Here is a 23,853-nt window from a genome sequence, read left to right on the forward strand (position 1 = left end):
CGCGCATGGTCAGGCCCTGGCCAGGCCGAACAGGTGCGCAAGGTCCTTGAAGAAGATCCGCACATGCGCCATCGGGTCGCGGCGGACGAGTTCCTTGTTCATGTAGGACTGCCAGGTCAGGCGCTGGACGTCCTTGTCCTCGCAGATCTTGACGAACTTCTCGCGGCGCCTGTCCGACGAGTACCAGAAATACTGCATGATCCCGAGGATCCAGAAGACGCGCCCATGCGCCTTCATGAAGCGCTTCCGCGCGAGCCGCAGCGCGCGCGCATCGCCGGTCGTGCAGAATTCCTCGGCCGCCTCGGCGGCGAGGCGCCCGCACAGCATGGCGTAGTAGATGCCCTCCCCGCTCGCCGGCGCGACCACGCCCGCGGCATCCCCCGCGAGCAGCACGTCCCGCCCGTTGTCCCAGCGCCGCAGCGGCTTCAGCGGGATGGGCGCGCCTTCGCGCCGGAGGGTGCGCACGCGGTCGAGCCCGGTGGCCGCGCGCAACTCCCCCACCGAACCGCGCAGCGAGAAACCCTTGCGGGCCGAGCCGGTGCCGATGCTGACCTTGTCGCCATGCGGGAAGATCCAGGCGTAGAAGTCCGGCGACAGGCGGCCCTGGTAGTACACGTCGCAGCGGTTCGCGTCATAGGCCGGTGCCTCGCCCTGCGGGGCGGCGACGATCTCGTGATAGGCGAAGACGCACTTCACCTTCTCCGCCCCCGGCACGGCCTGCCGGCCCACGCCGCTGCGCGCGCCGTCGGCGCCGATGACGAGCCGCGCGCGGATGCGCGCGGGCGGCGCATCGTCCGGCGCGTCCTTCGGGCGGTACTCCACGACGGCGGTTCCGTCGGGGTCGCGCGACAGCGTCTCGAAGGTGCCGGTGCGGCGCAGCGCGCCGGCCTCCGCCGCCCGGGCGCGGAGGAATTCGTCGAAGGCGTCGCGGTCCACCATGCCGACATAGCCGCCGGTGTCGATCGGCATGTCGACCGCATGATCGGATGGCGCGACCATGCGGGCGGAGGTGATGCGCGCGACGATCAGCGCCGCGGGGATGTCGAAGTCGCGGATCAGCCGCGGCGGGATGGCGCCGCCGCAGGGCTTGATGCGGCCCGCCTTGTCCAGCAGCAGGACCGAACGCCCCTGCCGCGCCAGGTCGTGCGCCGCCGTCGCGCCCGCGGGCCCGCCGCCGACCACGACCACGTCGATGCTCTCGGTCATGCCGCCGCTTCCTTCCCCGTGATCCCCGCATCGCGCCCGCGCGCGGCCTCGCCCGGCGCGCGCCCGATGCGCCGGGCCAGCAGCGCGGAGGCGAGGAACAGCGCCGCATCGGCAAGGAACACCACGACATAGCCGCCGCCCGCGCTGCCCGTGGCCAGCCGCCCGAGGTCGAGAACCACCGTGCCGGCCAGCCCGCCGAGCCCGAAGGCGATGGCCTGCGCCGCCCCGAACATCCCCATCCGCACGCCGTCCCGCCCGCCGCCCCCGCGGGAGACGAGCTGCATCATCGTGGCGATGGCGGCGGCCGCGAAGGCGCCGTTGGCGAGGCCGAGCGCGAAGAAGCTCTCCCGCAGGGGGAAGGCCGTCCCCGTGATGCCCGCCGCCGCCAGGGCCAGCAGGATCAGGCAGGCCGCGGCGCAGCCGCCGATGGTCCAGCGCCGCAGCACCTCCACCCGCCCGCCCGACAGGCTGCCGACGAGGGCGATGACGATCATCCCCGCGAGAACGCCGCCATGCTGCAGGGAGGACAGCCGCGTCGTCTCGCCCAGCGTCATGCCGAAGACGGTGCCCGCGAAGGGCTCCAGGATCAGGTCCTGCGCGCTGTAGGCGAGCATGGAGAGGAAGACGAAGACGGTGAAGTGGCGCGCCACCGGCTCGGCCCATACCTCCCTCAGGGCGGGCAGGAAGGCGGCCGGGCGCCGTGCCCCGGCCGGTGCCGCCGCCTTCCCCTCGATCCCCGCGACCGCCGCGAGGGCCAGCAGGAAGGCCAGCGCCGATACGCCGGCGGCGACCGCGACCAGCCGCCCGGGCGAATAGGGATCGAGCAGACGGCCCGCGACGGCGGTGGTCACGACGAAGCCCGCGATCATCATGATCCAGACCAGCGACGCCGCCGCCGGCTTGCGCGCCGGCGCGACGCGCGCGGCCAGCAGCACCAGCAGCGAGGTGCCGGCCGCGCCGACGCCGAGCCCGACCAGCAGGAAGGCTACCACCGCCAGCGCCACGCCCGGCAGCAGCGCCGTGCCCATCCAGGCCGTCGCCACCGCGGCCAGGACGCCGCCGAGGGCCAGCGCCGCCATGCCGCCGATGATCCAGGGCGTGCGCCGCCCGCCCTGGTCCGACCCGTGGCCGAGCCGCGGGCGCAGCATCTGCACCGCGTAGTGCAGCGCGACCAGCACCCCCGGCAGCGTCGCCGGCAAGGCGTGTTCCACCACCATCACGCGGTTCAGCGCCGCCGTGGTCAGCACGACGATGGCGCCGAGCGAGGTCTGCACGAGGCCGAGCCGGACGATGCCGAACCAGCCGAGCGGGGGCGGGTTCATGGCGCGCCCCCCGGCGCGACGGCGAAGGCCGTCACCATCATCCCTGCGACATAGAGCGTGACGCCGGTGCCGTTGTACCAGGGGGCCAGCCCGCGCGGGTCGCGCAGCATCCGCCGCATCGCCAGGCCCTGCGCCGCCAGCAGCGCGAGCACCGCCAGTGCGGCGAGCCCCGCCCCCCACCAGGCCAGCAGCCCGGCCACCACCGCCTGCGGCACCGCCATCGCCCAGCAGGCGAAGGCGGCCGCGCGGTCCGCCCCCAGCAGCACGGGGATGGAGTCCAGTCCGAAGCGTCGGTCGCCCTCGATCGACTTGAAGTCGTTCAGCGTCATGATGCCATGCGCGCCGAGCCCGTAGAGCAGCGCGACCGCCACCACCCGCGCATCGGGCGCGCCGCCCGACAGCACGGCCGCGGCGGTGACCCAGGGCAGCGTCTCGTAGCTGAGCCCGCAGGCGAGGTTCCCCCACCAGCCATTCGCCTTCAGCCGCAGCGGCGGCGCCGAATAGGCCCAGGCGAGCGCGACCGCCACCACCGTCGCCGCGAAGCCCCAGGGGCCGAGCAGCGCGCCGACCGCAAGCGACAGCGCGCTCCAGCCGAGCGCGACGCGCAGGCCCCACCGCCCCGGCATCCGGCCCGAGGGGATGGGGCGTCCCGGTTCGTTCACCGCATCCACATGGCGGTCGAACCAGTCGTTCACGGCCTGGCTCATGCCGCAGACCAGCGGCCCCGCCAGCAGGATGCCGACGACCGCCATCGGCCAGCCCGCGGCCAGCGACGCGCCCGAAGACGCGACGCCGCAGCCGAAGGCCCACATCGGCGGGAACCAGGTGATCGGCTTCAGCAGTTCCAGCACCACGGCGGGATGCGGGCGCCCCTGCGCCGCGCCGCCTGCCGAAAGGGGTGCCGGTGCCGCCATGCCCTATCCTTCCGCCCCGTCGTCGCCCGCGAGGTCGCCGAGCCCGTAGCGCCGCAGCTTCACGTAGAGGCTCTGCCGGCTGAGCCCGAGCATCTCCGCCGCCGAGGCGCGGTTGTCGCCGGTGATCTGCAGCGCCGCCTCGATGCACAGCCGCTCGATCGCGTCCGTCGCCTCCCGCACCAGGTCCTTCAGGGGCACGCGGCCGATCAGCTCCGTCAGCTGCTCGACCGACCGCGTGGCGCCGTTGAGGTTGCGCGCCGGCTTCAGCCGCGCGCCGATGTCGCGGATGGAGAAGCCGAAGCAGGGCTGTCCGCCGTTCAGCACGGCGACTGCGGAGATCTCCACCTCCGTCGCGCCGCCGAGGTCGCCGCGCATGGTGGTGGCGTAGAGCCGGACCGAGCCGCGGTTGCGCAGGTTGGTCAGCAGCACGTCGAGCTCCACCCCCTGCCGGCCCAGCCAGCGGTCCAGCGGCTCGCCGCGCGCCTGGTCCTCGCTCGTCACCTGCACCATGTCGAGGAAGGCGGGGTTGGCGGTCAGGATGCGCGCCTGCGCGTCGGTGACGACGAAGGCGTCCGGCACGCCCTCCACCACCTTCAGCAGGCGCGTCTTCGCTTCCGGCACCATGATGGCGGGGGCGCCGCGCGTCAGGCTGAGGCGCATCAGGAACAGCAGCCCGCCTTCCTGCCGGAAGGTGGACGCGCCGACCTGCACGTCCTGCCCGCCCTCGACCAGGCGCGCGCGCAGGTCCTCCGCCCGCCCCGCGCTGCGCAGCGCGGCGAGCAGGGCGGTGACCTTCTGCCGGTCTTCCGGCACGAACAGTTCCGTCAGCGTGCGGCCCGCGAAGCGCCGCCCGGCGCGGCCGAGAAGCTGCTGCGCCGCGGGGTTCACCTCCAGGATGCGCTGCGTCTCGCCATCCAGGATCAGCACGGGGTCGACCGACATCTGGAACAGCAGGCGGTAGCGCGTCTCCGCCTGGCGCAGGCGCGAATAGTCGCGCTCCATCGACTGCTGCACCTCGACCAGGCGCTGCTGCAGCTGCGACACCCCGCGCAGGTCGCGGCCGAGCACGATGCGCCCGCCATCCGGCCCCATCGGCGCGACGGCGCAGAGCACCGGCAGAGCGCCGCGCGGCGGCGCCATCTGGTTGACGTGCCGCCAACGCGGCCCGCCATCGCCCGGGCGCGCCTTCAGCAAGGCTTCCACCTTGCCGCGGCTGTCCGGCGCGACGGTGTCCACCCAGCGGCGGCCGCGCCACTCCTCGGCTCCGTCGAGGTCGGCGGCCAGGTCGTCGCTGCCGATCGCGACGTCGCGGATGGTGCCGGCGTCATCGAGCACGAGGGCCAGATCCGTCGCCGCGACGACGAGGCCCGCTGCGGCCTCCGCATCGAGCTGTCCGAGCGACGTCCCGGGGGTTCTGAACGCTTTCACGAGGCATCCCGTCCTTCATCCCAGGGGACCCCTTCTCAAACCACCCCTCCTGGTCGTCAACGTGAAGTCTGCTTGACAACGCAGCGCCGCGGCCCGGCAGGCCCTCAATCCTCGCGGCCGAGCAAGGCGAGCATGGTCTCCGCCTTCAGCACCGCCTGCTGGCCGTCCTGCGCGGTGGCGTCCGCCCCGACGAGGGTGGCGAGTTCCGGCTGTTCGCTGAACACGCGCCCCCCCACCAGCACACCAAGCTGCCGGTTGCGGGACTCCCGCCGCAGTTCCCGGATGATGGAGGCCAGCCCCTCCAGCCGGCTGTCCGAGGAGACGGACAGGCCGACCATCGCGAACCATTGCCGCCGCACCAGCGCGGCAAGTTCGCGCGCGCCCGCGCCGGTGGCGCTGTGCACGTCCCAGCCCTGCCGGCGGAAGAACTCGCCCACCATCAGCAGCCCGAAGCTGTGCTGCTCGCCCGGCAGGGGCGTGAGGAGCACGCGGCGGTCCAGGTCGCGCGGCGCGGCGCGCGGCCGGAAGGCGGCGCTGTGCTCCATCACCAACTGCTGCAGGCAGCACAGGCCGATGGTGACCGTGGTGAAGTCGCAGCGGTCCTCCTCCCACATCTCGCCGAGGCGGCGCGCGACGGGGGCGAGCAGGTCGAGATACAGCCTCTCGATGGGGATGCCGCGGGCGCGCAGCACGCCGAGATGGGCCATCCCGCCCGGCAGGTCGTTGTGGGTGACGAGCCCGGCGAGCAGGGCCACATCCTCCGCCGCCACCGCGCACTCGGCGCCCGGCACCTCGGCATGGGCCGCCGCGCCGCGCCGCGCGAGGACGAGGCGGGGAATCACCTCCGTCTCCAGCGTGCGGGCGAGCAGGGCGCCGCGGCGCCGCTCGGCGACGTTGTATGCGGGCGCGGCGAAGGGGGCGTGGCGGCGTGGATCGGGCACCGCCGGGTTGCGGGTCTGCGCCAGGTCCGCCGTGAGGCCGAGGGCACATGGCATCGCGTGTCCGCCGTCTTGTGGCGCGTTGCGCAGATCTGCCGTCTGCGGTCCAGCGACCATGGGTTTCGAGGCCATCGCCCTCTCCTGTCGCTACTTCATGCCCACTGCCGCCAGATGTCAATGCCGATTTACGTCAATCGTCCTTGACACTCCTGCCGGTGGCCTTCTAGCCTCCCTCGAACACAGCGCGGGTGGGGAGAAAGCCGGTGCAGAACGACCCGATGGCAGTGCCGGAAAGGTCGGTTTTCAGCGGATTATCCCCCCAGGGCAGGCCGCTTCACCGCTCGGTCTGCCTGACTTGACTGACAGCGGACCCGCTTTGACGGAGGGTTGTCAAGAAATGCTTACAACGAACGGACTGGGAGGCCTCCTCGAGGCGCTGGACGGATCGCCCTGGGGTGCCGCCGCCGGCCGCCGCCACGGCCGCGCCGCGCCGCGCACGGTCCCACAGCCGCTCTACACGCCGGAGGAGCGGCGCCGCCGCGATGCATCGCCCTGGACCGTGGTGCAGGGCGTGCTCGCGCCGCTGCAGTTCCTCGTCTTCCTCGTCAGCCTCGGCCTGGTGCTGAACTACCTCGCGACCGGCGAGGGCTTCGCCGCGGCGACCGCCTCCGTCGTGCTGAAGACGCTGGTGCTCTACACGATCATGGTCACGGGCTGCATCTGGGAGAAGGAGGTCTTCGGCCGCTACCTCTTCGCCCCCGCCTTCTGGTGGGAGGACATGTTCAGCATGCTCGTCCTCGCGCTCCACACCGCCTATCTCGGCGCGGTGCTCGGCGGCATCGGCGAGGCGTCGGGGCAGATGTGGCTGGCGCTCGCGGCCTATGCCGCCTACGTCGTCAACGCCACGCAGTTCGTGATGAAGCTGCGCGCCGCGCGCCGCGCCGAATCCCGCCACATGCGCGGCCCGCTGGGGGCCGTGTGAGCATGGCCGCGGACCCTTCCACGGGCTGCGCCGCCGCACCGGTGCTGCGCGAGCGCGGCCAGCACGAGGTGTTCTGCGGCCTCACCGGCATCGTCTGGCTGCACCGCAAGATCCAGGACGCCTTCTTCCTGGTGGTCGGCAGCCGCACCTGCGCGCATCTGCTGCAATCCGCCGCCGGCGTCATGATCTTCGCCGAGCCCCGCTTCGCCACCGCCATCATCGACGAACGCGACCTCGCGGGCCTCGCAGACTGCAACGACGAGCTGGACCGCGTGGTGGCCCGCCTGCTGGAACGGCGGCCCGACATCCGCATGCTGTTCCTCGTCGGCTCCTGCCCGTCGGAGGTCATCAAGCTCGACCTCTCCCGCGCGGCGCAGCGGCTGTCGCGGCGCTTCGCCCCGGCCGTTCGGGTGCTGAACTACTCCGGCTCCGGCATCGAGACCACCTTCACCCAGGGCGAGGATGCCTGCCTCGCCGCGCTGGTGCCGGAGATGCCGGCCGAGCCGGGCACCGCGCGCTCCCTCCTCGTCGTCGGCGCGCTGGCGGAGGTGGTGGAGGACCAGCTGCTGCGGCTCTTCGCCGCGCTCGGCGTCGGGCCGGTGCGCTTCCTGCCGTCGCGCCGCGCGGCGGAGCTGCCGCCGGTCGGCCCCGGCACGCGCTACCTGCTGGCCCAGCCCTTCCTGGCCGATGCGGCGCGTGCGCTGGAAGGACGCGGCGCACGCCGCATCGCCGCGCCCTTCCCGCTGGGCGCGGAGGGCACGACGCTCTGGCTCCGCGCCGCCGCCGAGGCCTGGGGCACGCCGGACGCCCGCATCCGCGAGGCCACCGCGGCCGGCGAGGCCCGCGCCCGCGCCGCCCTCGCGCCGCGGCGCGCCATGCTCGAAGGCCGCAGCCTGTTCCTGTTCCCCGACAGCCAGCTCGAGATCCCGCTGGCGCGCTTTCTCTCGCGTGAGCTCGGGATGCGGCCGGTGGAGATCGGCACGCCGTTCCTGCACCGCGCCCACATGGCCGAGGAACTGGCCCTGCTGCCTGCCGGGCCGCTGCTGTCCGAGGGCCAGGACGTCGAGCGGCAGCTCGATCGCTGCCGAGCGGCGCGGCCCGATCTCACGGTCTGCGGACTCGGCCTCGCCAACCCGCTGGAGGCGGAGGGCTTCGCGACCAAATGGTCGATCGAGCTCGTCTTCACCCCCATCCAGGGCTACGACCAGGCGGGCGACCTGGCCGAGCTCTTCGCGCGCCCGCTCGCGCGCCGCGCCCGGCTGGAGGCGTAGCGCCATGCAGCTCGCCGTCTGGACCTACGAGGGGCCGCCCCATGTGGGCGCGATGCGCGTGGCCACGGCGATGGAAGGCGTGCACTACGTGCTGCACGCGCCGCAGGGCGACACCTATGCCGACTTGCTGTTCACCATGATCGAGCGGCGGGGCAGGCGCCCGCCCGTCACCTACACCACCTTCCAGGCGCGCGACCTCGGCGGCGACACGGCAGAGCTGTTCAGGACCGCGGTGCGCGATGCGTACGAACGCTTCCGCCCGCAGGCGATGATCGTCGGCGCGTCCTGCACGGCGGAGCTGATCCAGGACGATCCCGGCGGGCTCGCCCGCACGCTCGGCCTGCCCATCCCGGTCGTGCCGCTCGAACTGCCGGCCTATCAGCGGAAGGAGAACTGGGGCGCGGCGGAGACCTTCTACCAGCTGGTCCGCGCCTGCGCCGGCCCTGCGGTCCCGCCCCCCGGCACGCCGCGCGCCCCGCGCCCCCCCGGTGCCGCCCCGCGCTGCAACCTCCTCGGCCCCACCGCCCTCGGCTTCCGCCATCGCGATGACGTGGCGGAGGTGACGAAGCTGCTCGGCGCCATGGGGATCGAGGTGCATGTCACGGCCCCGCTCGGCGCGACGCCCGCCGACCTCGCGCGGCTGGGTGAGGCCGACTTCAACGTGGTGCTCTATCCGGAGGTGGCGGGGACCGCGGCGTCCTGGCTGAAGCGCAGCTTCGGCCAGCCCTTCACCACCACCGTGCCGATCGGCGCCGGCGCGACGCGCGACTTCCGCGCCGAGGTCGCGCGCCTCGCCGGCGCCGAGGTGCCGTCCGAAGCCGATGCGCTGCGCGCGCCCTGGTACGCGCGCTCGGTCGACAGCACCTACCTGACGGGCAAGCGCGTCTTCATCTTCGGCGATGCGACGCACGCGATCGCCGCCGCGCGGGTCGCCGCCGGGGAACTCGGCTTCCAGGTCGTCGGCCTCGGCAGCTATTCCCGCGAATTCGGGCGCGAGGTCCGGGAAGCCGCGAAGCGGCACGGCGTGGAGCCGCTGCTGACCGACGACTACCTCGAGGTCGAGCAGGCGATCGCGGCGCTGCAGCCCGAACTCGTGCTCGGCACGCAGATGGAACGCCACGTCGCCAAGAAGCACGGCATCGCCTGCGCCGTGATCTCGGCGCCCGTGCATGTGCAGGACTTCCCGGCTCGCACCTCGCCCCAGATGGGCGACGAGGGCGCGAACGTGCTGTTCGATACCTGGGTCCACCCGCTGATGATGGGCCTCGAGGAACACCTGCTTGGCATGTTCCGGGAGGATTTCGAATTCCATGACGGCGCGCGCGCCTCGCATCTCGGCGAGGCGGGGCGCGTGCCGGAGATGGGCCGAGGGGCCGCGCCCGCCGCGCAGCCCGCGCCCGCGCCCGCGACGGTGACTCCCCACGCCGTCGCGGGCGACCCTTCCCCCGCCTGGGGCACCGATGCGGAACAGGAGCTTCGCAAGATCCCGTTCTTCGTGCGCGGCAAGGCACGACGGAACACCGAACGCTACGCCGCCGACCGCGGCATCGCGACCATCACCGTCGAGACGCTGTACGATGCCAAGGCGCATTTCAGCCGCTGACGCGGCATCGCACCGCCCCTGCAGGAGACGCCCATGCCGGACGGCGTGAACCTCGCCGCGGTCGCCGCGCCGTCCATGCGCGTCGTCATCGTCACGATGGACAGCCACCTGGCCAGCGCGATGATGCAGGCGCGCGCGGCGCTGCGGCGGGAGGTGCCGGGCCTCGAACTCGCCGTCCACGCCGCCGACGAATGGGGTTCCGACCCGGCCGCCCTTGCGGACTGCCTGGCCGACATCGCGCGCGGCGACATCGTCGTCGCCGCGATGCTGTTCCTCGAGGACCACATCCGCGCCGTGCTGCCCGCGCTCGCCGCCCGGCGCGACACCTGCGACGCGATGGTCTGCTGCCTGTCCGCCGGGGAAGTGATGCGGCTGACGCGCATCGGCCGCTTCGACATGGGGGCCGAGGCGACGGGCATCATGGGCCTGCTGAAGCGCCTGCGCGGCGGGAAGGGGGCGAAGGCCTCGCCCTCCTCGGGCAAGGGGCAGATGCGGATGCTGCGGGAACTGCCGCGGCTGCTGCGCTTCATCCCCGGCACGGCGCAGGACCTGCGGGCCTATTTCCTGGCGCTGCAGTACTGGTTGGCGGGGTCGCCCGGCAACCTCGCCAACCTCGTGCGGATGCTGGTCAACCGCTACGCCGCAGGGCCGCGCCGCGCGCTGGCGGGCACGCTGAAGGTGGCGCCGCCCGAACACTACCCGGAGGTCGGGCTCTACCACCCCCGCCTGCCCGGCGGCCACGTGACGGAACGCGTGGGGCAGCTTCCGGCCGGCGGCCGCGCCGGCACGGTCGGGCTGCTGGTGATGCGCAGCTACGTGCTTGCCGGCAACGCCGCCCATTATGACGGCGTGATCGCGGCGCTGGAGTCGCGCGGGCTGAACGTGGTCCCGGCCTTCGCGAGCGGCCTCGACAACCGTCCCGCGATCGAACGCTTCTTCCGCCGCGACGGCGCCCCGGCGGTGGATGCCGTGCTCTCGCTCACCGGCTTCTCGCTGGTCGGCGGCCCCGCCTACAACGACGCGCGCGCCGCGGAGGAGGTGCTGGCCGCGCTCGACGTGCCCTATCTCGCCGCGCATCCGCTGGAATTCCAGACCATCGAGCAGTGGCGCGACGACGCGCGCGGGCTGACGCCGGTGGAGGCGACGATGATGGTCGCGATCCCCGAGCTCGACGGCGCCACCTGGCCGATGACCTATGGCGGGCGTTCCGCCGCCGCCGCCGGCGACGGGCGGCGCGACATGGCGGCGGAGGGCGAGCGCGCCGGGCGCCTCGCCGACCGCGTCGCGCGCCTGGTCTCGCTGCGCCGAAGCCGCCGGGCGGAGCGGAAGGTGGCGGCGGTGCTGTTCAACTTCCCGCCCAATGCCGGCAACACCGGCACGGCCGCCTATCTCTCCGTCTTCGCCTCGCTGCACAACACGATGAAGGCGATGGCCGCCGCCGGCTACGCGGTGGAGGTGCCGGACAGCGTGGAGGCCCTGCGCGACGCCGTCATCCACGGCAATGCCGCGCAATTCGGCGCGGTTGCCAACGTGGCCGCGCGCATCACCGCCGACGACCATGTCCGGCGCGAGCCGCACCTGGCCGAGATCGAGCGGCAATGGGGCCCGGCGCCGGGCCGCGCGCAGTCCGACGGCGCGACGATCCACGTCCTCGGCGCCCGCTTCGGCAACCTCTTCGTCGGCGTCCAGCCCGGCTTCGGCTGGGAAGGCGACCCGATGCGCCTGCTGTTCGAACGCGGCTTCGCGCCCACCCACGCCTTCAGCGCCTTCTACCGCTGGCTGCGGGAGGATTTCGGCGCCCATGCCGTGCTGCATTTCGGCACGCATGGCGCGCTGGAATTCATGCCCGGCAAGCAGGCGGGCCTGTCCGCCGCATGCTGGCCGGACCGCCTGATCGGCGACCTTCCGAACCTCTACCTCTACGCCTCGAACAACCCGTCGGAGGGGATGCTGGCGAAGCGTCGCGCCGGCGCCACGCTGATCTCATACCTGACGCCGCCGGTCGCGCATGCGGGGCTCTATCGCGGGCTGCTCGACCTGAAGGCCTCGCTCGACCGCTGGCGGGGGCTGGAGCCGGATTGCGACGCCGGCGTGCGGGGCGCCCTGGCGCAGCTCGTGCAGGCGCAGGCCGCCGCGGTGGAACTCGCGCCCGCCGAACCCGCCTGGGCCGACCCCGCGGCCGAGGTGCCGAAGCTCGGCGCCGCGCTGCTGGAACTGGAATACACCCTCATCCCCCACGGCCTGCATGTGGTGGGCGAGGTGCCGACCCCCGACCAGCGGCGCGAGATGCTGGACGCCGCCGGCGTGGCGGAAGGGCCGGAGCGCGCGCGGCTGGACGCGCTGCTGGCGACGGAGGCGGAGCTTCCGGCCATCCTGCACGCGCTCGATGGCGGCTATGTCCGCCCCGCGCCGGGCGGCGACCTGCTGCGGACCACGGCGGTGCTGCCCACCGGGCGCAACCTGCACGGCTTCGATCCCTTCAGGATCCCCTCCGCCTTCGCGGTGCGGGACGGCGCCCGCCAGGCCGACCGGCTGCTGGAGCGGCACGCCGCCGAGGGCCGCGGGTTGCCGGAGACGGTGGCCATCGTGCTCTGGGGCACCGACAACCTGAAGACCGAGGGCGGCCCGATCGCGCAGGCGCTGTGGCTGATGGGCGCGGAGCCGCGGCACGACAGCTACGGCAGACTTGCGGGCGCGCAGCTGATCCCCCTCGAACGGCTCGGCCGACCGCGGATCGACGTGATGGTGACGCTGTCGGGCATCTTCCGCGACCTGCTGCCGCTGCAGACGAAGCTGCTGGCCGAGGCCGCGCTGCTGGCCGCCCGCGCCGAGGAGCCGGCGGAGATGAACTTCGTCCGTGCCCACGCCCTGGCCTGCATGGCGCGGCATGGCTGCGGGATCGAGCAGGCGGCCCTGCGCGTCTTCGGCAACGCCGACGGCGCCTATGGGGCCAATGTGAACAACATGCTCGAAGCCGGGCTCTGGACCGACGAGGACGAGCTGGCCGAGGCGTGGCAGCGCCGCAAGGGCTTCGCCTACGGCGTGGACGGCCGGCCGGCCCGGCAGGACGCGGTCCTGTCGCACATGCTGGAAAGCGTGGAGGTCACCTACCAGAACCTCGACAGCATCGAGGTCGGGCTGACGACCATCGACCAGTATTTCGACACGCTCGGCGGCATCAGCCGCGCCGTGCGCCGCGCCCGCGGCGGGGTGGAGGCCGCGGTCTATGTCGGCGACCAGACGCGCGGCGAGGGCACGGTGCGCACGGTGGCCGAGCAGGTCGCGCTGGAGACGCGCACCCGCGCGCTCAATCCCAAGTGGTTCGAGGCGCTGCTGGCCCATGGCTACGAGGGCGTGCGCCAGATCGAGGCGCAGGTGACGAACACGATGGGCTGGTCCGCCACCACCGGCGGCGTCGCGCCCTGGGTGTACCAGCACCTGGCGCAGACCTTCATGCTGGACCCGGAGATGCGCCGCCGCCTGGCCGCGCTGAACCCGGCGGCCTCGGCGAAGATCGCCAACCGGCTGATCGAGGCGCATGAGCGCCGCTACTGGCAGCCCAGCGACGACATGCTCGAGGCGCTGCGGCGCGCGGGCGACGAGCTCGAGGACCGGCTCGAAGGCATCGGCACGGAGATGGCGGCGTGACAGTGATCATGAGACCACCGCCCAACGGCACGGCGACCCGCCTCGGCGACGGCGAGGGCAGCCTGCAGGTGCACATGGACGGCGTGGCCAAGGTGGGCGGCGCGACGGTCTTCGCCATCTACGGCAAGGGCGGCATCGGCAAGAGCACGACGAGCTCCAACCTCTCCGTCGCGTTCAGCAGGCTGGGCAAGCGCGTGCTGCAGATCGGCTGCGACCCGAAGCACGACAGCACCTTCACCCTGACCGGCCGGATGATCCCGACCGTGATCGACGTGCTCGACGGCGTCGGCTTCCACGCCGAGGAGCTGCGGCCCGAGGACTTCGTCTTCGAAGGCTACAACGGCGTGATGTGCGTCGAGGCCGGCGGCCCGCCGGCGGGGACGGGCTGCGGCGGCTACGTGGTCGGCCAGACGGTGAAGCTCCTGAAGGAGCACCACCTGCTGGAGGAGACGGACATCGTCATCTTCGACGTGCTGGGCGACGTCGTCTGCGGCGGCTTCGCCGCGCCGCTGCTGCACGCGGACCGCGGCATCATCGTCGCCGCGAACGACTTCGACAGCATCTTCGCGATGAACCGGATCGTCGCCGCCATCAAGGCGAAGTCGGCCAACTACGGCGTCCGGCTCGGCGGGGTCATCGTCAACCGTTCCCGCGACACCGACCAGATCGGCAAGTTCAACGCGGCGACCGGGCTGCGCACCCTCGCGCATTTCCCGGACCTCGACGCGATCCGCCGGTCGCGCCTGGCGAAGAAGTCCCTGTTCGAGATGGAGCCGACGGAGGAGATCGCGGCCGTGCAGGCGGAGTACATGCGGCTGGCGGCGGCGCTGCTGGCGGGGACGCCGCCGCTCGACGCCTCGCCGCTCAAGGACCGCGAGATCTTCGACCTGCTGGGGTTCGACTGATGCCGACCGTCAGCTACCAGGCCCGCAGGGGCGAGCTGGAGACCTATTTCGACCGCACGGCGGCGAAGGCGTGGGAGAGGCTGACCTCCGACGCACCGGTCAGCGGCATCCGCGCCACCGTCCGCCGGGGGCGGGATGAGATGCGCGCGACGCTGCTGTCCTGGCTGCCGGCGGAGATGGCGGGGATGCGCCTGCTGGATGCCGGCTGCGGCACCGGCGCGCTGGCGGTGGAGGCCGCGCGGCGCGGGGCGGAGGTGGTCGCCATCGACATCTCCCCCACCCTGGTCGGGCTGGCCGAGGCGCGCGCGGCGGGGCGGCACGGCACGGGCCATGTGGAGTTCCGCGTGGGCGACATGCTCGACCCCTCGCTCGGCCGCTTCGACCATGTGGTTGCGATGGACAGCCTGATCCATTACCGCCCGGCGGATGTGGCGCGGGTGCTGGCGCAGCTCGCGCCGCGCTGCGCGGGCTCCGTCCTGTTCACCTTCGCGCCGCGCACGCCGCTGCTGGCCGCGATGCACGCGGCGGGGCGCCTGTTTCCGCGCGGCGACCGCGCCCCGTCCATCGTGCCCGTCGCCGAGGCCGCGCTGCGGCGCCTGCTGGCAGCGGAGCCGGGGCTGGAGGGCTGGACGCAGGGCCGCGACCGGCGCGTGGGCAGCGGCTTCTACACCTCCCACGCGATGGAGATGCGGCGGCGATGACCCGCATCGAGGCCCGCATCCTGCGCGCCTGGACCCGGGTGGGCAGCCACCTGCTGCCCTTCGCGGACGCGACCTCGGCCGAGCTGCCGATGGCGCGCCTGCTGCGGCTGGCGCTGTTCCAGATCTCCTGCGGGATGTCGGCGGTGCTGCTGATCGGCACGCTGAACCGCGTCATGATCGTGGAGCTCGGCGTGCCCGCGGGGCTGGTGGCCGCGATGATCGCGCTGCCGCTCGTCTTCGCGCCGTTGCGGGCGCTGATCGGCTTCAAGTCGGACAACTACCGCTCGGTCCTCGGCTGGCGGCGGGTGCCCTATTTCTGGCTCGGCACGGTCGTGCAGTTCTGCGGCCTGTCCATCATGCCCTTCGCGCTCATCGTGCTGTCGGGCGACACCTGGGCGCCGGCCTGGGTGGCGCAGGTCAGCGCCGCCATCGCCTTCCTGCTGGTCGGGGCGGGGATGCACACGGTGCAGACCGTGGGGCTGGCGCTGGCCACCGATCTCGCGCCGCAGAAGTCGCAGCCGAACGTGGTCGCGCTGCTGTCGCTGATGCTGCTGTTCGGCATGGTTGCCGCGGCGGTGGTGTTCGGCGTCCTGCTGGCGGATTTCAGCCAGATCCGGCTGATCCAGGTGATCCAGGGCTGCGCCGGCGCCTCGCTGATCCTGAACTTCGTCGCGGTCTGGAAGCAGGAGGCCCGCAACCCCGACCGCACGCGCGGCCTGCAGGACGGCGAGCCCCGCTTCCTCGAGAGCTTCCGTGCGCTGCGCCACCAGGGGCCGTGGAACCGGCGGCTGCTGGCGGCGGGGCTGGGCACCGCCGGCTTCTCGATGCAGGACGTGCTGCTCGAGCCCTATGGCGGGCAGATCCTGAACCTCGGCGTCGGCGCCACCACGGGGCTGACGGCGCTGCTGGCGGGCGGCGGGGCGGCCGGCTTCATCGCCGGCGCGCGCTGGCTCGGCGCAGGGGCGGACGCACACCGGCTGGCGGCCTATGGCGCGCTGGTCGGCATCCTGGCGTTCAGCCTGGTGGTGTTCGCCGCGCCGCTCGGCAGCGTCGCGGTCTTCGCGCTCGGCTCGGCGCTGATCGGCATCGGCGGCGGGCTGTTCGCCCATGCGACGCTTACCGCCTGCATGCGGGTGGCGCCGGCGGGGCAGATCGGCCTCGCGCTCGGCGTCTGGGGCGCGGTGCAGGCGACGGCGGCGGGCACGGCCATCGCGCTCGGCGGCGTGCTGCGCGACCTCGTCGGCGCGCTCGCGGCGCAGGGCGCGCTGGGCGAGGCGCTGGGCAGCCCGGCCACCGGCTACGTCGCCGTCTACGCGATCGAGGTCCTGCTGCTGTTCACCACCCTGGCCGTCGTCGGGCCGCTCGTGCGGGGCACGGGCGGGTCGTCGCGGCGGCCGCAACCGGGCCACGGCATCGCCGGGCCCGCACAGATCTGAAGGGACACGCGGAGGTACCCCATGCCAGCGCAAGCCACACCGGTCTTCCTCGACCTCGCCGCGATCTCGCTCTACGCCTTCTTCGCCTTCTTCGCGGGGCTGATCTACTACCTGCGCACCGAGGACAAGCGGGAGGGCTACCCGCTCGTCTCCGACCGCCCGGGCGTGCCCCGGCCGGAGGTGCACGGCTTCCCGGGCACGCCGAAGCCGAAATACTTCATCCTGCCGCATGGCGGCACGGTGAGCACGAACGGCCCCGCGGAGCGCGACATCAGCGCAGCCGCCGAACCCTACGACCCCTATCCCGGCGCGCCGCTGGTTCCGGTGGTGGACCCGATGCAGGCCGGCATCGGCACCGCCTCCTACGTCAACCGCAGCGAACACCCGGACCTGACCTGGGACGACGCGACGCCGAAGGTCGTCCCGCTGCGCGCCGCCGCGGGCTGGGGCGTGGAGGAGGGCGACCCGGAGATCCGCGGCCGCGTCGCGCTCGGCCTCGACGGCAAGGTGGCCGGCACGGTGGCCGATCTCTGGGTGGACAAGTCGGAGTACCTGTTCCGCTACGTCGAGGTGGAGGTCGCGGCGACGGGCAAGCGCACGCTGGTGCCGATCGGCCTCGTCACCTGGCGCGGCGACGGCCCGGTGCGGATCGAGACCGCGACGGCCGCGCAGGTCGCCGCGGCGCCGACGCTGTCCCACCCCACGCAGGTGAGCCTGCGCGAGGAGGACCGGATGAGCGGCTATTTCGGCGGCGGCGAGCTCTACGCCACGCCCAACCGCGTCGAACCGCTGGTGTGACCATGCGCGCCACCTTCAACGAGCATGAGCGCGAACCGATCCCCGGCATCCCGGGGGCGCTTCCGGACGGGGAGGCCCTGCTCTGGCAGGGCCGGCCCGGCTGGCGCGGCATCGCGACGCGGGCGATGCACCTGCGCGCGATCGCGGTCTATTTCGCGGTCCTCGCGCTGTGGCGCGGCGCGGCGCTGACGGCGGAAGGTGCGGGCTTCGCCGAGGCGGCGCTGGGCGCGGGCCTGCTGGTGGCGATCGGGGCGGTGCCGCTGGCGCTGCTGGCGGGGATCGCCTGGTTCTACGGGCGCAGCACGATCTATTCGATCACCAGCCGCCGCCTGGTCATCCAGACCGGCATCGCCCTGCCGATGACGGTCGGCATCCCCTTCGCCGCCATCGCCAGCGCCGCCCTGGCGCGGCACGCGGATGGCAGCGGCGACATCGCGGTGAAGCTGCTGCCGCGGCACCGCGTCTCCTGGCTGGCGCTGTGGCCGCATGTGCGCCCCTGGCGCGTAGCACGCGCCGAGCCGACGCTGCGCGCCCTGCCCGAGGCGGAGGCCGTGGCGCAGGTCCTCTCCCGCGCGCTGGCGGCCTCGGCCTCCATGCCGGTGCAGGCGGTCCCGGCGGCCGGGGGTGCGCACGCCCCCTCGCGCCCCACCGCCGAAGCAATGGCCTGAGGCGCCGCGCCATGCCCCACGCCATCCCGACAGGCCCCGGCACCTTCCCGCGGGGCATGCTGCTCGGCGCCGGCCTGCTGGTGGCGGCGACGCTGGCGCTGGTCACCTTCGGGCGGCTGACGCCCGTGGATCCCGGGCTGTCCGGCGTGCCCGCGCTGCAGGCGCGAGAACTGCGCTTCGCCGACCGCGCCGATGGCGGGGTCGCGGTGACCGATGCACGCGACGGCAGTGCCGTCATCGTGCTCGCGCCCGGCCAGGACGGCTTCGTGCGCGGCGCGATGCGCGGCCTGGCGCGCGACCGGCGGATGAGCCTGCACGGCGCGGAGGCGCCGTTCCGCCTGACCCGCTGGGCCGATGGCCGCCTCACGCTCGAGGACATGGCCACCGGCCGGATGCTGGAGATGACGGCCTTCGGGCGCACCAACACCGAGGCCTTCATGCGTTTCCTGTCAACCAAGGAGGATTGAGGAATGAGCGGTCGCTGGGGAGCGAGCCGGGCATTCTTCGGCAGACATCGGACTGTCGAAGTGCCGTGCACGGTGGAGATCGAACGCAACGCGGACACCTTCTACGCCAACGCCATCCCGGAGGGCATCGCGCTGCGGCCCGGGGACAGGGTGCTGGTGCACGGCGCGCCGGACCATGTGGCCTTCGGCGAGCATGTCGTGTTCCAGACGCGCGCCACGGTGATCCGCGCCAATGCGCTGGAGCGGTGGTGGACCGAATGGGTCGCCATCTTCGAGTTGACGGAGCTGTACCACTGCGGCTTCGAGCCGAAGGAGGCCGCGTGATGGAACCGCTCGTCCTCGAGGGCACGAACGGCCCCGGCCTGACGCCGGGCGGGCGCCCTTCCGCCGATGGCGAGGCCACGCGGATGGCGCTGACCGAGACGGTGCTGTCGCCGCGCTTCTACACCACCGATTTCGACGCCATGGACCGCATCGACATCGAGCCGGTGCGCGCGCAGTGGGACGCGCTGATGGCGGAGTTCCACGCGGACCCGAACAAGGGCCACTTCACCCGCACCGCCGAATTCGACGAATTCGACATGAAGGCGCTGCCGGAGGGCCTCCAGAAGGAGTTGCTGGAATTCCTGGTCAGCAGCGTCACCGCCGAATTCTCCGGCTGCGTGCTCTACGCCGAGATCAGGAAGCGCGTGACCAACCCGGACATGAAGGACCTGTTCGGCGTGATGGCGCGTGACGAGAGCCGCCATGCCGGATTCATCAACGACAGCCTGAAGGACGTGGGCGTCGGCGTGGACCTCGGCTTCCTGACGAAGGCGAAGAAGTACCACTACTTCCAGCCCAAGTTCATCTTCTACGCCACCTACCTGTCGGAGAAGATCGGCTACGCCCGCTACATCACCATCTTCCGCCAGTTCGAACGCCACCCGGAACTGCGCTTCCACCCGATCTTCAAGTGGTTCGAGAAGTGGTGCAACGACGAGTTCCGCCATGGCGAGGCCTTCGCGCTGCTGATGCGCGCCAACCCGAAGCTGCTGGAAGGCGCCAACCGCTACTGGGTGCGCTTCTTCCAGCTTGCCGTCTTCGCGACGATGTATGTCCGCGACCATGCCCGCCCCGAATTCCACAAGGCGCTCGGCATGACGCCGACCGACTACGACATGCGCGTCTTCCGCATCACCGAGGAGATCTGCCGGCAGGTCTTCCCCGTCACGCTCGACGTGGACCACCCCGCCTTCCTCGCCGGCATGGAACGCCTGAACCGGATCTCGGTCGCGCTCGGCCGCGCGAAGGCGCAGGGCGGCGTGCTCGGCGGCCTCAAGCGGGCCGGGCTTTCGGTGGCGGCGGCGGCGGGCTTCGCGCGGCTCTACCTGATCCCGCCGAAGCGCCACGCCCTGCCCGCCGACGCGCGCCTCGCGCCGGCCTGGTAGGGGAAGGCGCCCCGCATGGCCCAGCACGGGCTGCCCGCGCTGTTCACGCTGTTCCTGTGGTGGTTCAGCACCGGGCTGATCCTCTACCTCGACGGCCTGCGGCGGGAGACCTTCCGCTGGACCATGCTGGGGGCAAGCACGCTGCTGCTCGGCGGGCTGACGGGGCTGCACGCGCTGGCCTGGGACACCGGGGTGGCGGCGGCCTGGCTCGGCTTCGTCTGCGGCGTGCTCTGCTGGGCCTGGATCGAGGTGGCGTTCCTGACCGGCATGGTCACCGGCCCGCGCCGCAGCGCCTGCCCGGCCGGCGCGCGGGGCTGGGTGCGGTTCCGGGCGGCGCTGGCGGCCATTCTCTGGCACGAACTGGCGATCCTGGCGCTGGCCGCGCTGATCGTCGCGCTGACCTGGGGCGCGCCGAACCGGATCGGCACCTGGACCTTCCTCGCCTTCTGGGCGATGCGGCAGAGCGCGAAGCTGAACCTCTATCTCGGCGTGCGCAACCTGGCGGAGGAGTTCCTGCCGGACCACCTGCGCCACCTGGAAAGCTTCTTCGCGCGGCGGCGGATGAACCTGCTGTTCCCGGTCTCCGTCGTCGCGGGGGTGACGGCCTGCGCGCTGCTCTCCCTCGCGGCGCTGGACCCGGGCGCGACGCCGCACCAGGCGGTGGGGTTCACGCTGCTCGCCACCCTCGTCGCGCTCGGCCTGCTGGAGCACGTCTTCATGGTGATGCCCATCCCGGCCGACATCCTGTGGCGCTGGGGCCTTGCCTCCCGCGCGCCGGCGGCGCGGCCCGCGCGGCCCGCCACGTCCTGGGGTGCGCCGTCGTGACGCGCCCGTGCTTGATGTCGCTCAACCGCGCGGCGGCGGCGCCGTGCGACTCTGCCCGAACGCCACGGATGCGCAACGTCGCGTCCACGACCGATCATGGGGGGCCGGCATGAACTACGAATCCTTCTTCCGCTCGCAGCTCGACGGTCTGCGCCGCGAAGGCCGCTACCGCGTCTTCGCCGAGATCGAACGCCGCCGCGGCGCCTATCCGCGCGCCACCCGCCACCGGGACGGCACGCAGGGCGAGGTGACGGTCTGGTGCAGCAACGACTATCTCGGCATGGGCCAGCACCCGAAGGTGCTCGCCGCCATGCACGAGGCGCTGGACCGCCACGGGGCGGGCGCGGGCGGCACGCGCAACATATCCGGCACCAACCGCGAGCATGTGCTGCTGGAGGAGGAACTGGCGGACCTGCACGGCACCGAAGCCGCGCTGCTGTTCAATTCCGGCTACATGTCCAACTGGGCGACGCTGTCCACCCTCGCCTCCCGCATGCCGGGCTGCGTCATCGTCTCGGACGAGATGAACCACGCCTCCATGATCGAGGGGATGCGCCACAGCCGGGCGGAACGCCGCGTCTTCCGCCACAACGACGTCGCCGACCTGCGGCGCGTGCTGGCCGGGCTTCCCGCCGGCGCGCCGAAGCTGGTGGCCTTCGAGAGCGTCTATTCCATGGATGGCGACATCGCCCCGATCGCGGAGATCTGCGACGCCGCCGAGGAATTCGGCGCCATGACCTATTGCGACGAGGTGCACGCCACCGGGCTCTACGGCCCCCGCGGCGGCGGCATCACGGAACGCGACGGCGTGGCGCGCCGGGTCACCGTCATCGAAGGCACGCTCGCCAAGGCCTTCGGCGTGATCGGCGGCTACATCGCCGGCAGCGCCGCGATGTGCGACTTCGTGCGCAGCCACGCCTCGGGCTTCATCTTCTCAACCGCGCTGCCGCCGGCGGTCGCCGCAGGCGCGCGGGCGGCGATCCGCCACCTGAAGGGCAGCCAGGCGGAGCGCGACACGCTGCAGGAACGCGCCCGCACGCTGCGCCGCCGGCTGGACGCGATCAACGTCCCCCACCTCGACAACCCCAGCCACATCGTGCCGGTGATGGTGTGTGATCCCGTGCTGTGCAAGACGATCAGCGACCTCCTCCTCGACCGGCACGGCATCTACGTCCAGCCTATCAACTACCCGACCGTCCCGCGCGGGACGGAACGGCTGCGGATCACGCCCGGCCCGGTCCACACGGATGCCGACATGGACCACCTGGTGGAGAGCCTGGAGGCGGTGTGGTCGCAGTTCCGGCTGCGGCGCGCGGCATGATGGACGCGGCGGGACCGGCTCCGGCCACCGTCGCGGAGGACGCCGCGGCCACGCGGCCCGCGCCGCCCTCGCGCCCGGCCCGGCGCCGTCGCGCGGCCCTGGGCGGCCGCCCGGCCTTCCCCTTCGCCGCCATCGTCGGGCAGGAGGAGATGAAGCTTGCCCTGCTGATCTCCGCCGTCGATCCCTCGGTGGGCGGCGTGCTGGTCTTCGGCGACCGCGGCACGGGCAAGTCCACCACGGTGCGCGCACTGGCCGCGTTGCTGCCGCCGATGAAGGTCGTGGCCGGATGCCGCTTCGGCTGCGACCCCGCCCGCCCCGCCGCGCTGTGCGAGGCCTGCCGCCGCGACCCCCGCCGGGTGGCGGAGACGGTGCCGGTGCCGGTGGTGGACCTTCCCCTCGGCGCCACCGAGGACCGCGTCGCCGGCGCGCTCGACATCGAGCGCGCGCTGGCCGAGGGCGTGAAGGCCTTCGAGCCCGGGCTGCTGGCCCGCGCGCATCGCGGCTTCCTCTACATCGACGAGGTGAACCTGCTGGAGGACCACCTCGTGGACCTCCTGCTCGACGTCGCGGCCTCGGGCGAGAACGTGGTGGAGCGGGAAGGCATCTCCATCCGCCATCCCGCGCGCTTCGTGCTGATCGGCAGCGGCAACCCGGAGGAGGGGGAGCTGCGCCCGCAGCTGCTCGACCGCTTCGGCCTGTCGGTGGAGGTCCGCACGCCCGGCGACCTGCCGACGCGGATCGAGGTGGTGAAGCGCCGCGACGCCTTCGAACGCGACCCGCGCCGCTTCGCCGCGGCATGGGAGGGGGAGGCCGCGGCGATCCGCCGCCGCATCCTCGCCGCACGCCGCGCCCTGCCGAAGCTGCGCGTCGCGGATGCGGTGCTGGAACAGGCGGCGCGGCTCTGCCTCGCCCTCGGCACCGACGGGCTGCGCGGCGAGCTGACGCTGGTCCGGGCTGCGCGCGCGCTCGCCGCGCTCGACGGCGCGGCGGAGGTGACGGCGGCGCAGCTGGCCCGTGTCGCGGCGCCGGCGCTGCGCCACCGCCTGCGCCGCAACCCGCTGGACGAGGCGGCCTCCACCACCCGCGTCGAACGCGCGGTGGCGGAGGTCCTCGGCGCGTGAGCGACGCGCCCGCGGCCGATGCGGCAGCGGCCGCGCTGCTGCTGGCGGTGGACCCCGCCGGCCTGGTCGGCGCGGCGCTGCGCGCCCCGCCCGGCCCCGCGCGGGATGCCTGGCTCGCCCGCCTGCGCGGCGCCCTGCCGGCCGGGACACCCTGGCGCAGGCTGCCGCCCGGCGTGCCGGACAGCCGGCTGCTGGGCGGGCTCGACCTTGCCGCGACCCTGGCCGCGGGCCGCAAGGTGGCCGAACGCGGCGTGCTGGCGGACGCGCATGGCGGCATCGTGCTGCTCGCCATGGCGGAGCGCATCGAACGCGCCACCGCCGCCCGGCTCTGCGCCGTGCTCGATGCGGGGGAGGCGCTGGTGCAGCGCGACGGCCTGTCGCTGGCGCTGCCCGCGCGGATCGGCGTGGTGGCGCTGGACGAGGGCGCGGCACCCGATGAGGCGCCGCCCCCCGCCCTGCTGGACCGCCTCGCCTTCCGGCTGGAGCCGGATGCGCCGCCCGCGGCCGGGGCGCCGGACGCCGCCGGCATCGCGGCCGCCCGTGCGCGGCTTCCCGCCGTGGCGGCAGGGGAGGAGGTCGTCGCCGCGCTCTGCGGCACCGCCGCCGCGCTCGGCATCGACAGCCTGCGCGCGCCGGTCCTGGCGCTGCGCGCCGCCCGCGCCGCCGCCGCCCTGGCGGGGCGCGATCGGGTCGCGGCGGAGGATGCCGCGCTCGGCGCGCGCCTGGTGCTCGCGCCCCGCGCCACCTGCCTTCCGGCCGAGGAGCCGGCCGAGGACGGGCCGCCCGACACCCCGCCCGAGGCGCCGCCGGAGACGCCGCCCGAGGATGCGGCCCCGCCCGAGCCGCCGGATGCCGCGGCATTGCAGGAG

At 73.3% G+C, this 23,853-nt stretch carries 20 protein-coding genes and 1 pseudogene; 16 read left to right on the forward strand and 5 right to left on the reverse strand.

All coding sequences use genetic code 11. From position 1 onward, the window contains the following. Positions 1–9: 9 nt before the first annotated feature. From ACK8OX_RS17380 to ACK8OX_RS17400, 5 genes are all read right to left on the reverse strand, one after another. Positions 10–1,206 carry a geranylgeranyl diphosphate reductase gene (locus ACK8OX_RS17380; RefSeq protein ID WP_430665489.1) on the reverse strand — a complete coding sequence of 399 codons (1,197 nt, stop codon included), beginning with the start codon at positions 1,204–1,206 and terminating at the stop codon, positions 10–12. Next, positions 1,203–2,528, reverse strand: a complete 1,326-nt coding sequence (locus tag ACK8OX_RS17385; protein ID WP_430665490.1) for a BCD family MFS transporter — start codon at positions 2,526–2,528, stop codon at positions 1,203–1,205. The genes ACK8OX_RS17380 and ACK8OX_RS17385 overlap by 4 nt, the downstream gene beginning before the upstream one ends. Beyond that, positions 2,525–3,442, reverse strand: a complete 918-nt coding sequence (chlG, locus tag ACK8OX_RS17390; RefSeq protein ID WP_430665491.1) for a chlorophyll synthase ChlG — start codon at positions 3,440–3,442, stop codon at positions 2,525–2,527. Before chlG ends, ACK8OX_RS17385 begins: the two co-directional genes overlap by 4 nt. Before the next feature lie 3 nt (positions 3,443–3,445). After that, complete coding sequence (gene ppsR, locus ACK8OX_RS17395; protein WP_430665492.1) at positions 3,446–4,870, reverse strand: transcriptional regulator PpsR; 1,425 nt, start codon at positions 4,868–4,870, stop codon at positions 3,446–3,448. Between the two features lie 104 nt (positions 4,871–4,974). Next, complete coding sequence (locus ACK8OX_RS17400; RefSeq protein WP_430665493.1) at positions 4,975–5,865, reverse strand: cobalamin B12-binding domain-containing protein; 891 nt, start codon at positions 5,863–5,865, stop codon at positions 4,975–4,977. Positions 5,866–6,205: 340 nt separating this feature from the next. On the opposite strand from ACK8OX_RS17400, the gene bchF reads away from it, so the two are divergent. The 16 genes and pseudogenes from bchF to bchD form a co-directional block, all read left to right on the forward strand. After that, positions 6,206–6,790, forward strand: coding sequence for a 2-vinyl bacteriochlorophyllide hydratase (gene bchF, locus ACK8OX_RS17405; protein WP_430665494.1), 585 nt, complete (start codon positions 6,206–6,208; stop codon positions 6,788–6,790). 2 nt (positions 6,791–6,792) lie between these two features. Beyond that, entirely contained in the window at positions 6,793–8,061 is a 1,269-nt protein-coding gene (locus ACK8OX_RS17410) for a ferredoxin:protochlorophyllide reductase (ATP-dependent) subunit N (RefSeq protein WP_430665495.1), read from the forward strand. Positions 8,062–8,065: 4 nt separating this feature from the next. After that, on the forward strand, positions 8,066–9,664 hold the full coding sequence (gene bchB, locus ACK8OX_RS17415) for a ferredoxin:protochlorophyllide reductase (ATP-dependent) subunit B (protein ID WP_430665496.1): 1,599 nt from the start codon (positions 8,066–8,068) through the stop codon (positions 9,662–9,664). Positions 9,665–9,697: 33 nt separating this feature from the next. Further along, positions 9,698–13,312, forward strand: coding sequence for a magnesium chelatase subunit H (locus ACK8OX_RS17420; protein WP_430665497.1), 3,615 nt, complete (start codon positions 9,698–9,700; stop codon positions 13,310–13,312). After that, positions 13,309–14,217 carry a ferredoxin:protochlorophyllide reductase (ATP-dependent) iron-sulfur ATP-binding protein gene (bchL, locus tag ACK8OX_RS17425; protein ID WP_430665498.1) on the forward strand — a complete coding sequence of 303 codons (909 nt, stop codon included), beginning with the start codon at positions 13,309–13,311 and terminating at the stop codon, positions 14,215–14,217. Before ACK8OX_RS17420 ends, bchL begins: the two co-directional genes overlap by 4 nt. Beyond that, on the forward strand, positions 14,217–14,918 hold the full coding sequence (bchM, locus tag ACK8OX_RS17430) for a magnesium protoporphyrin IX methyltransferase (protein WP_430665499.1): 702 nt from the start codon (positions 14,217–14,219) through the stop codon (positions 14,916–14,918). The genes bchL and bchM overlap by 1 nt, the downstream gene beginning before the upstream one ends. Then, positions 14,915–16,354, forward strand: coding sequence for a PucC family protein (locus tag ACK8OX_RS17435; protein WP_430665500.1), 1,440 nt, complete (start codon positions 14,915–14,917; stop codon positions 16,352–16,354). Before bchM ends, ACK8OX_RS17435 begins: the two co-directional genes overlap by 4 nt. 21 nt (positions 16,355–16,375) lie before the next feature. Then, positions 16,376–17,152 (forward strand): photosynthetic reaction center subunit H, encoded by a 777-nt coding sequence (gene puhA, locus ACK8OX_RS17440; protein WP_430665501.1) that lies wholly within the window; start codon positions 16,376–16,378, stop codon positions 17,150–17,152. Positions 17,153–17,154: 2 nt separating this feature from the next. Next, a complete protein-coding gene (gene puhB / locus ACK8OX_RS17445) occupies positions 17,155–17,820 on the forward strand; it encodes a photosynthetic complex putative assembly protein PuhB (protein ID WP_430665502.1) in 666 nt (221 codons plus the stop codon). 11 nt (positions 17,821–17,831) lie between these two features. Beyond that, positions 17,832–18,287 carry a photosynthetic complex assembly protein PuhC gene (gene puhC / locus ACK8OX_RS17450; RefSeq protein WP_430665503.1) on the forward strand — a complete coding sequence of 152 codons (456 nt, stop codon included), beginning with the start codon at positions 17,832–17,834 and terminating at the stop codon, positions 18,285–18,287. A gap of 72 nt (positions 18,288–18,359) precedes the next feature. Next, positions 18,360–18,611 (forward strand): hypothetical protein, encoded by a 252-nt coding sequence (locus ACK8OX_RS17455; RefSeq protein ID WP_430665504.1) that lies wholly within the window; start codon positions 18,360–18,362, stop codon positions 18,609–18,611. Further along, positions 18,611–19,717: a magnesium-protoporphyrin IX monomethyl ester (oxidative) cyclase gene (acsF, locus tag ACK8OX_RS17460; protein WP_430665505.1), complete on the forward strand. Its 1,107-nt coding sequence runs from the start codon at positions 18,611–18,613 to the stop codon at positions 19,715–19,717. Before ACK8OX_RS17455 ends, acsF begins: the two co-directional genes overlap by 1 nt. A 15-nt stretch (positions 19,718–19,732) precedes the next feature. Continuing rightward, a complete protein-coding gene (gene puhE / locus ACK8OX_RS17465; RefSeq protein WP_430665506.1) occupies positions 19,733–20,542 on the forward strand; it encodes a putative photosynthetic complex assembly protein PuhE in 810 nt (269 codons plus the stop codon). 109 nt (positions 20,543–20,651) lie between these two features. Continuing rightward, positions 20,652–21,863, forward strand: coding sequence for a 5-aminolevulinate synthase (gene hemA / locus ACK8OX_RS17470; RefSeq protein WP_430665507.1), 1,212 nt, complete (start codon positions 20,652–20,654; stop codon positions 21,861–21,863). Then, entirely contained in the window at positions 21,860–22,984 is a 1,125-nt protein-coding gene (gene bchI, locus ACK8OX_RS17475; protein WP_430665508.1) for a magnesium chelatase ATPase subunit I, read from the forward strand. Before hemA ends, bchI begins: the two co-directional genes overlap by 4 nt. Then, positions 22,981–23,853 (forward strand): annotated as a pseudogene (gene bchD, locus ACK8OX_RS17480) (magnesium chelatase subunit D); the annotation flags it as partial. The gene bchI and the pseudogene bchD, both read left to right, overlap by 4 nt.

This window comes from Falsiroseomonas sp. CW058 (genome assembly GCF_050563535.1).
Classification (GTDB): Bacteria; Pseudomonadota; Alphaproteobacteria; order Acetobacterales; family Acetobacteraceae; genus Falsiroseomonas.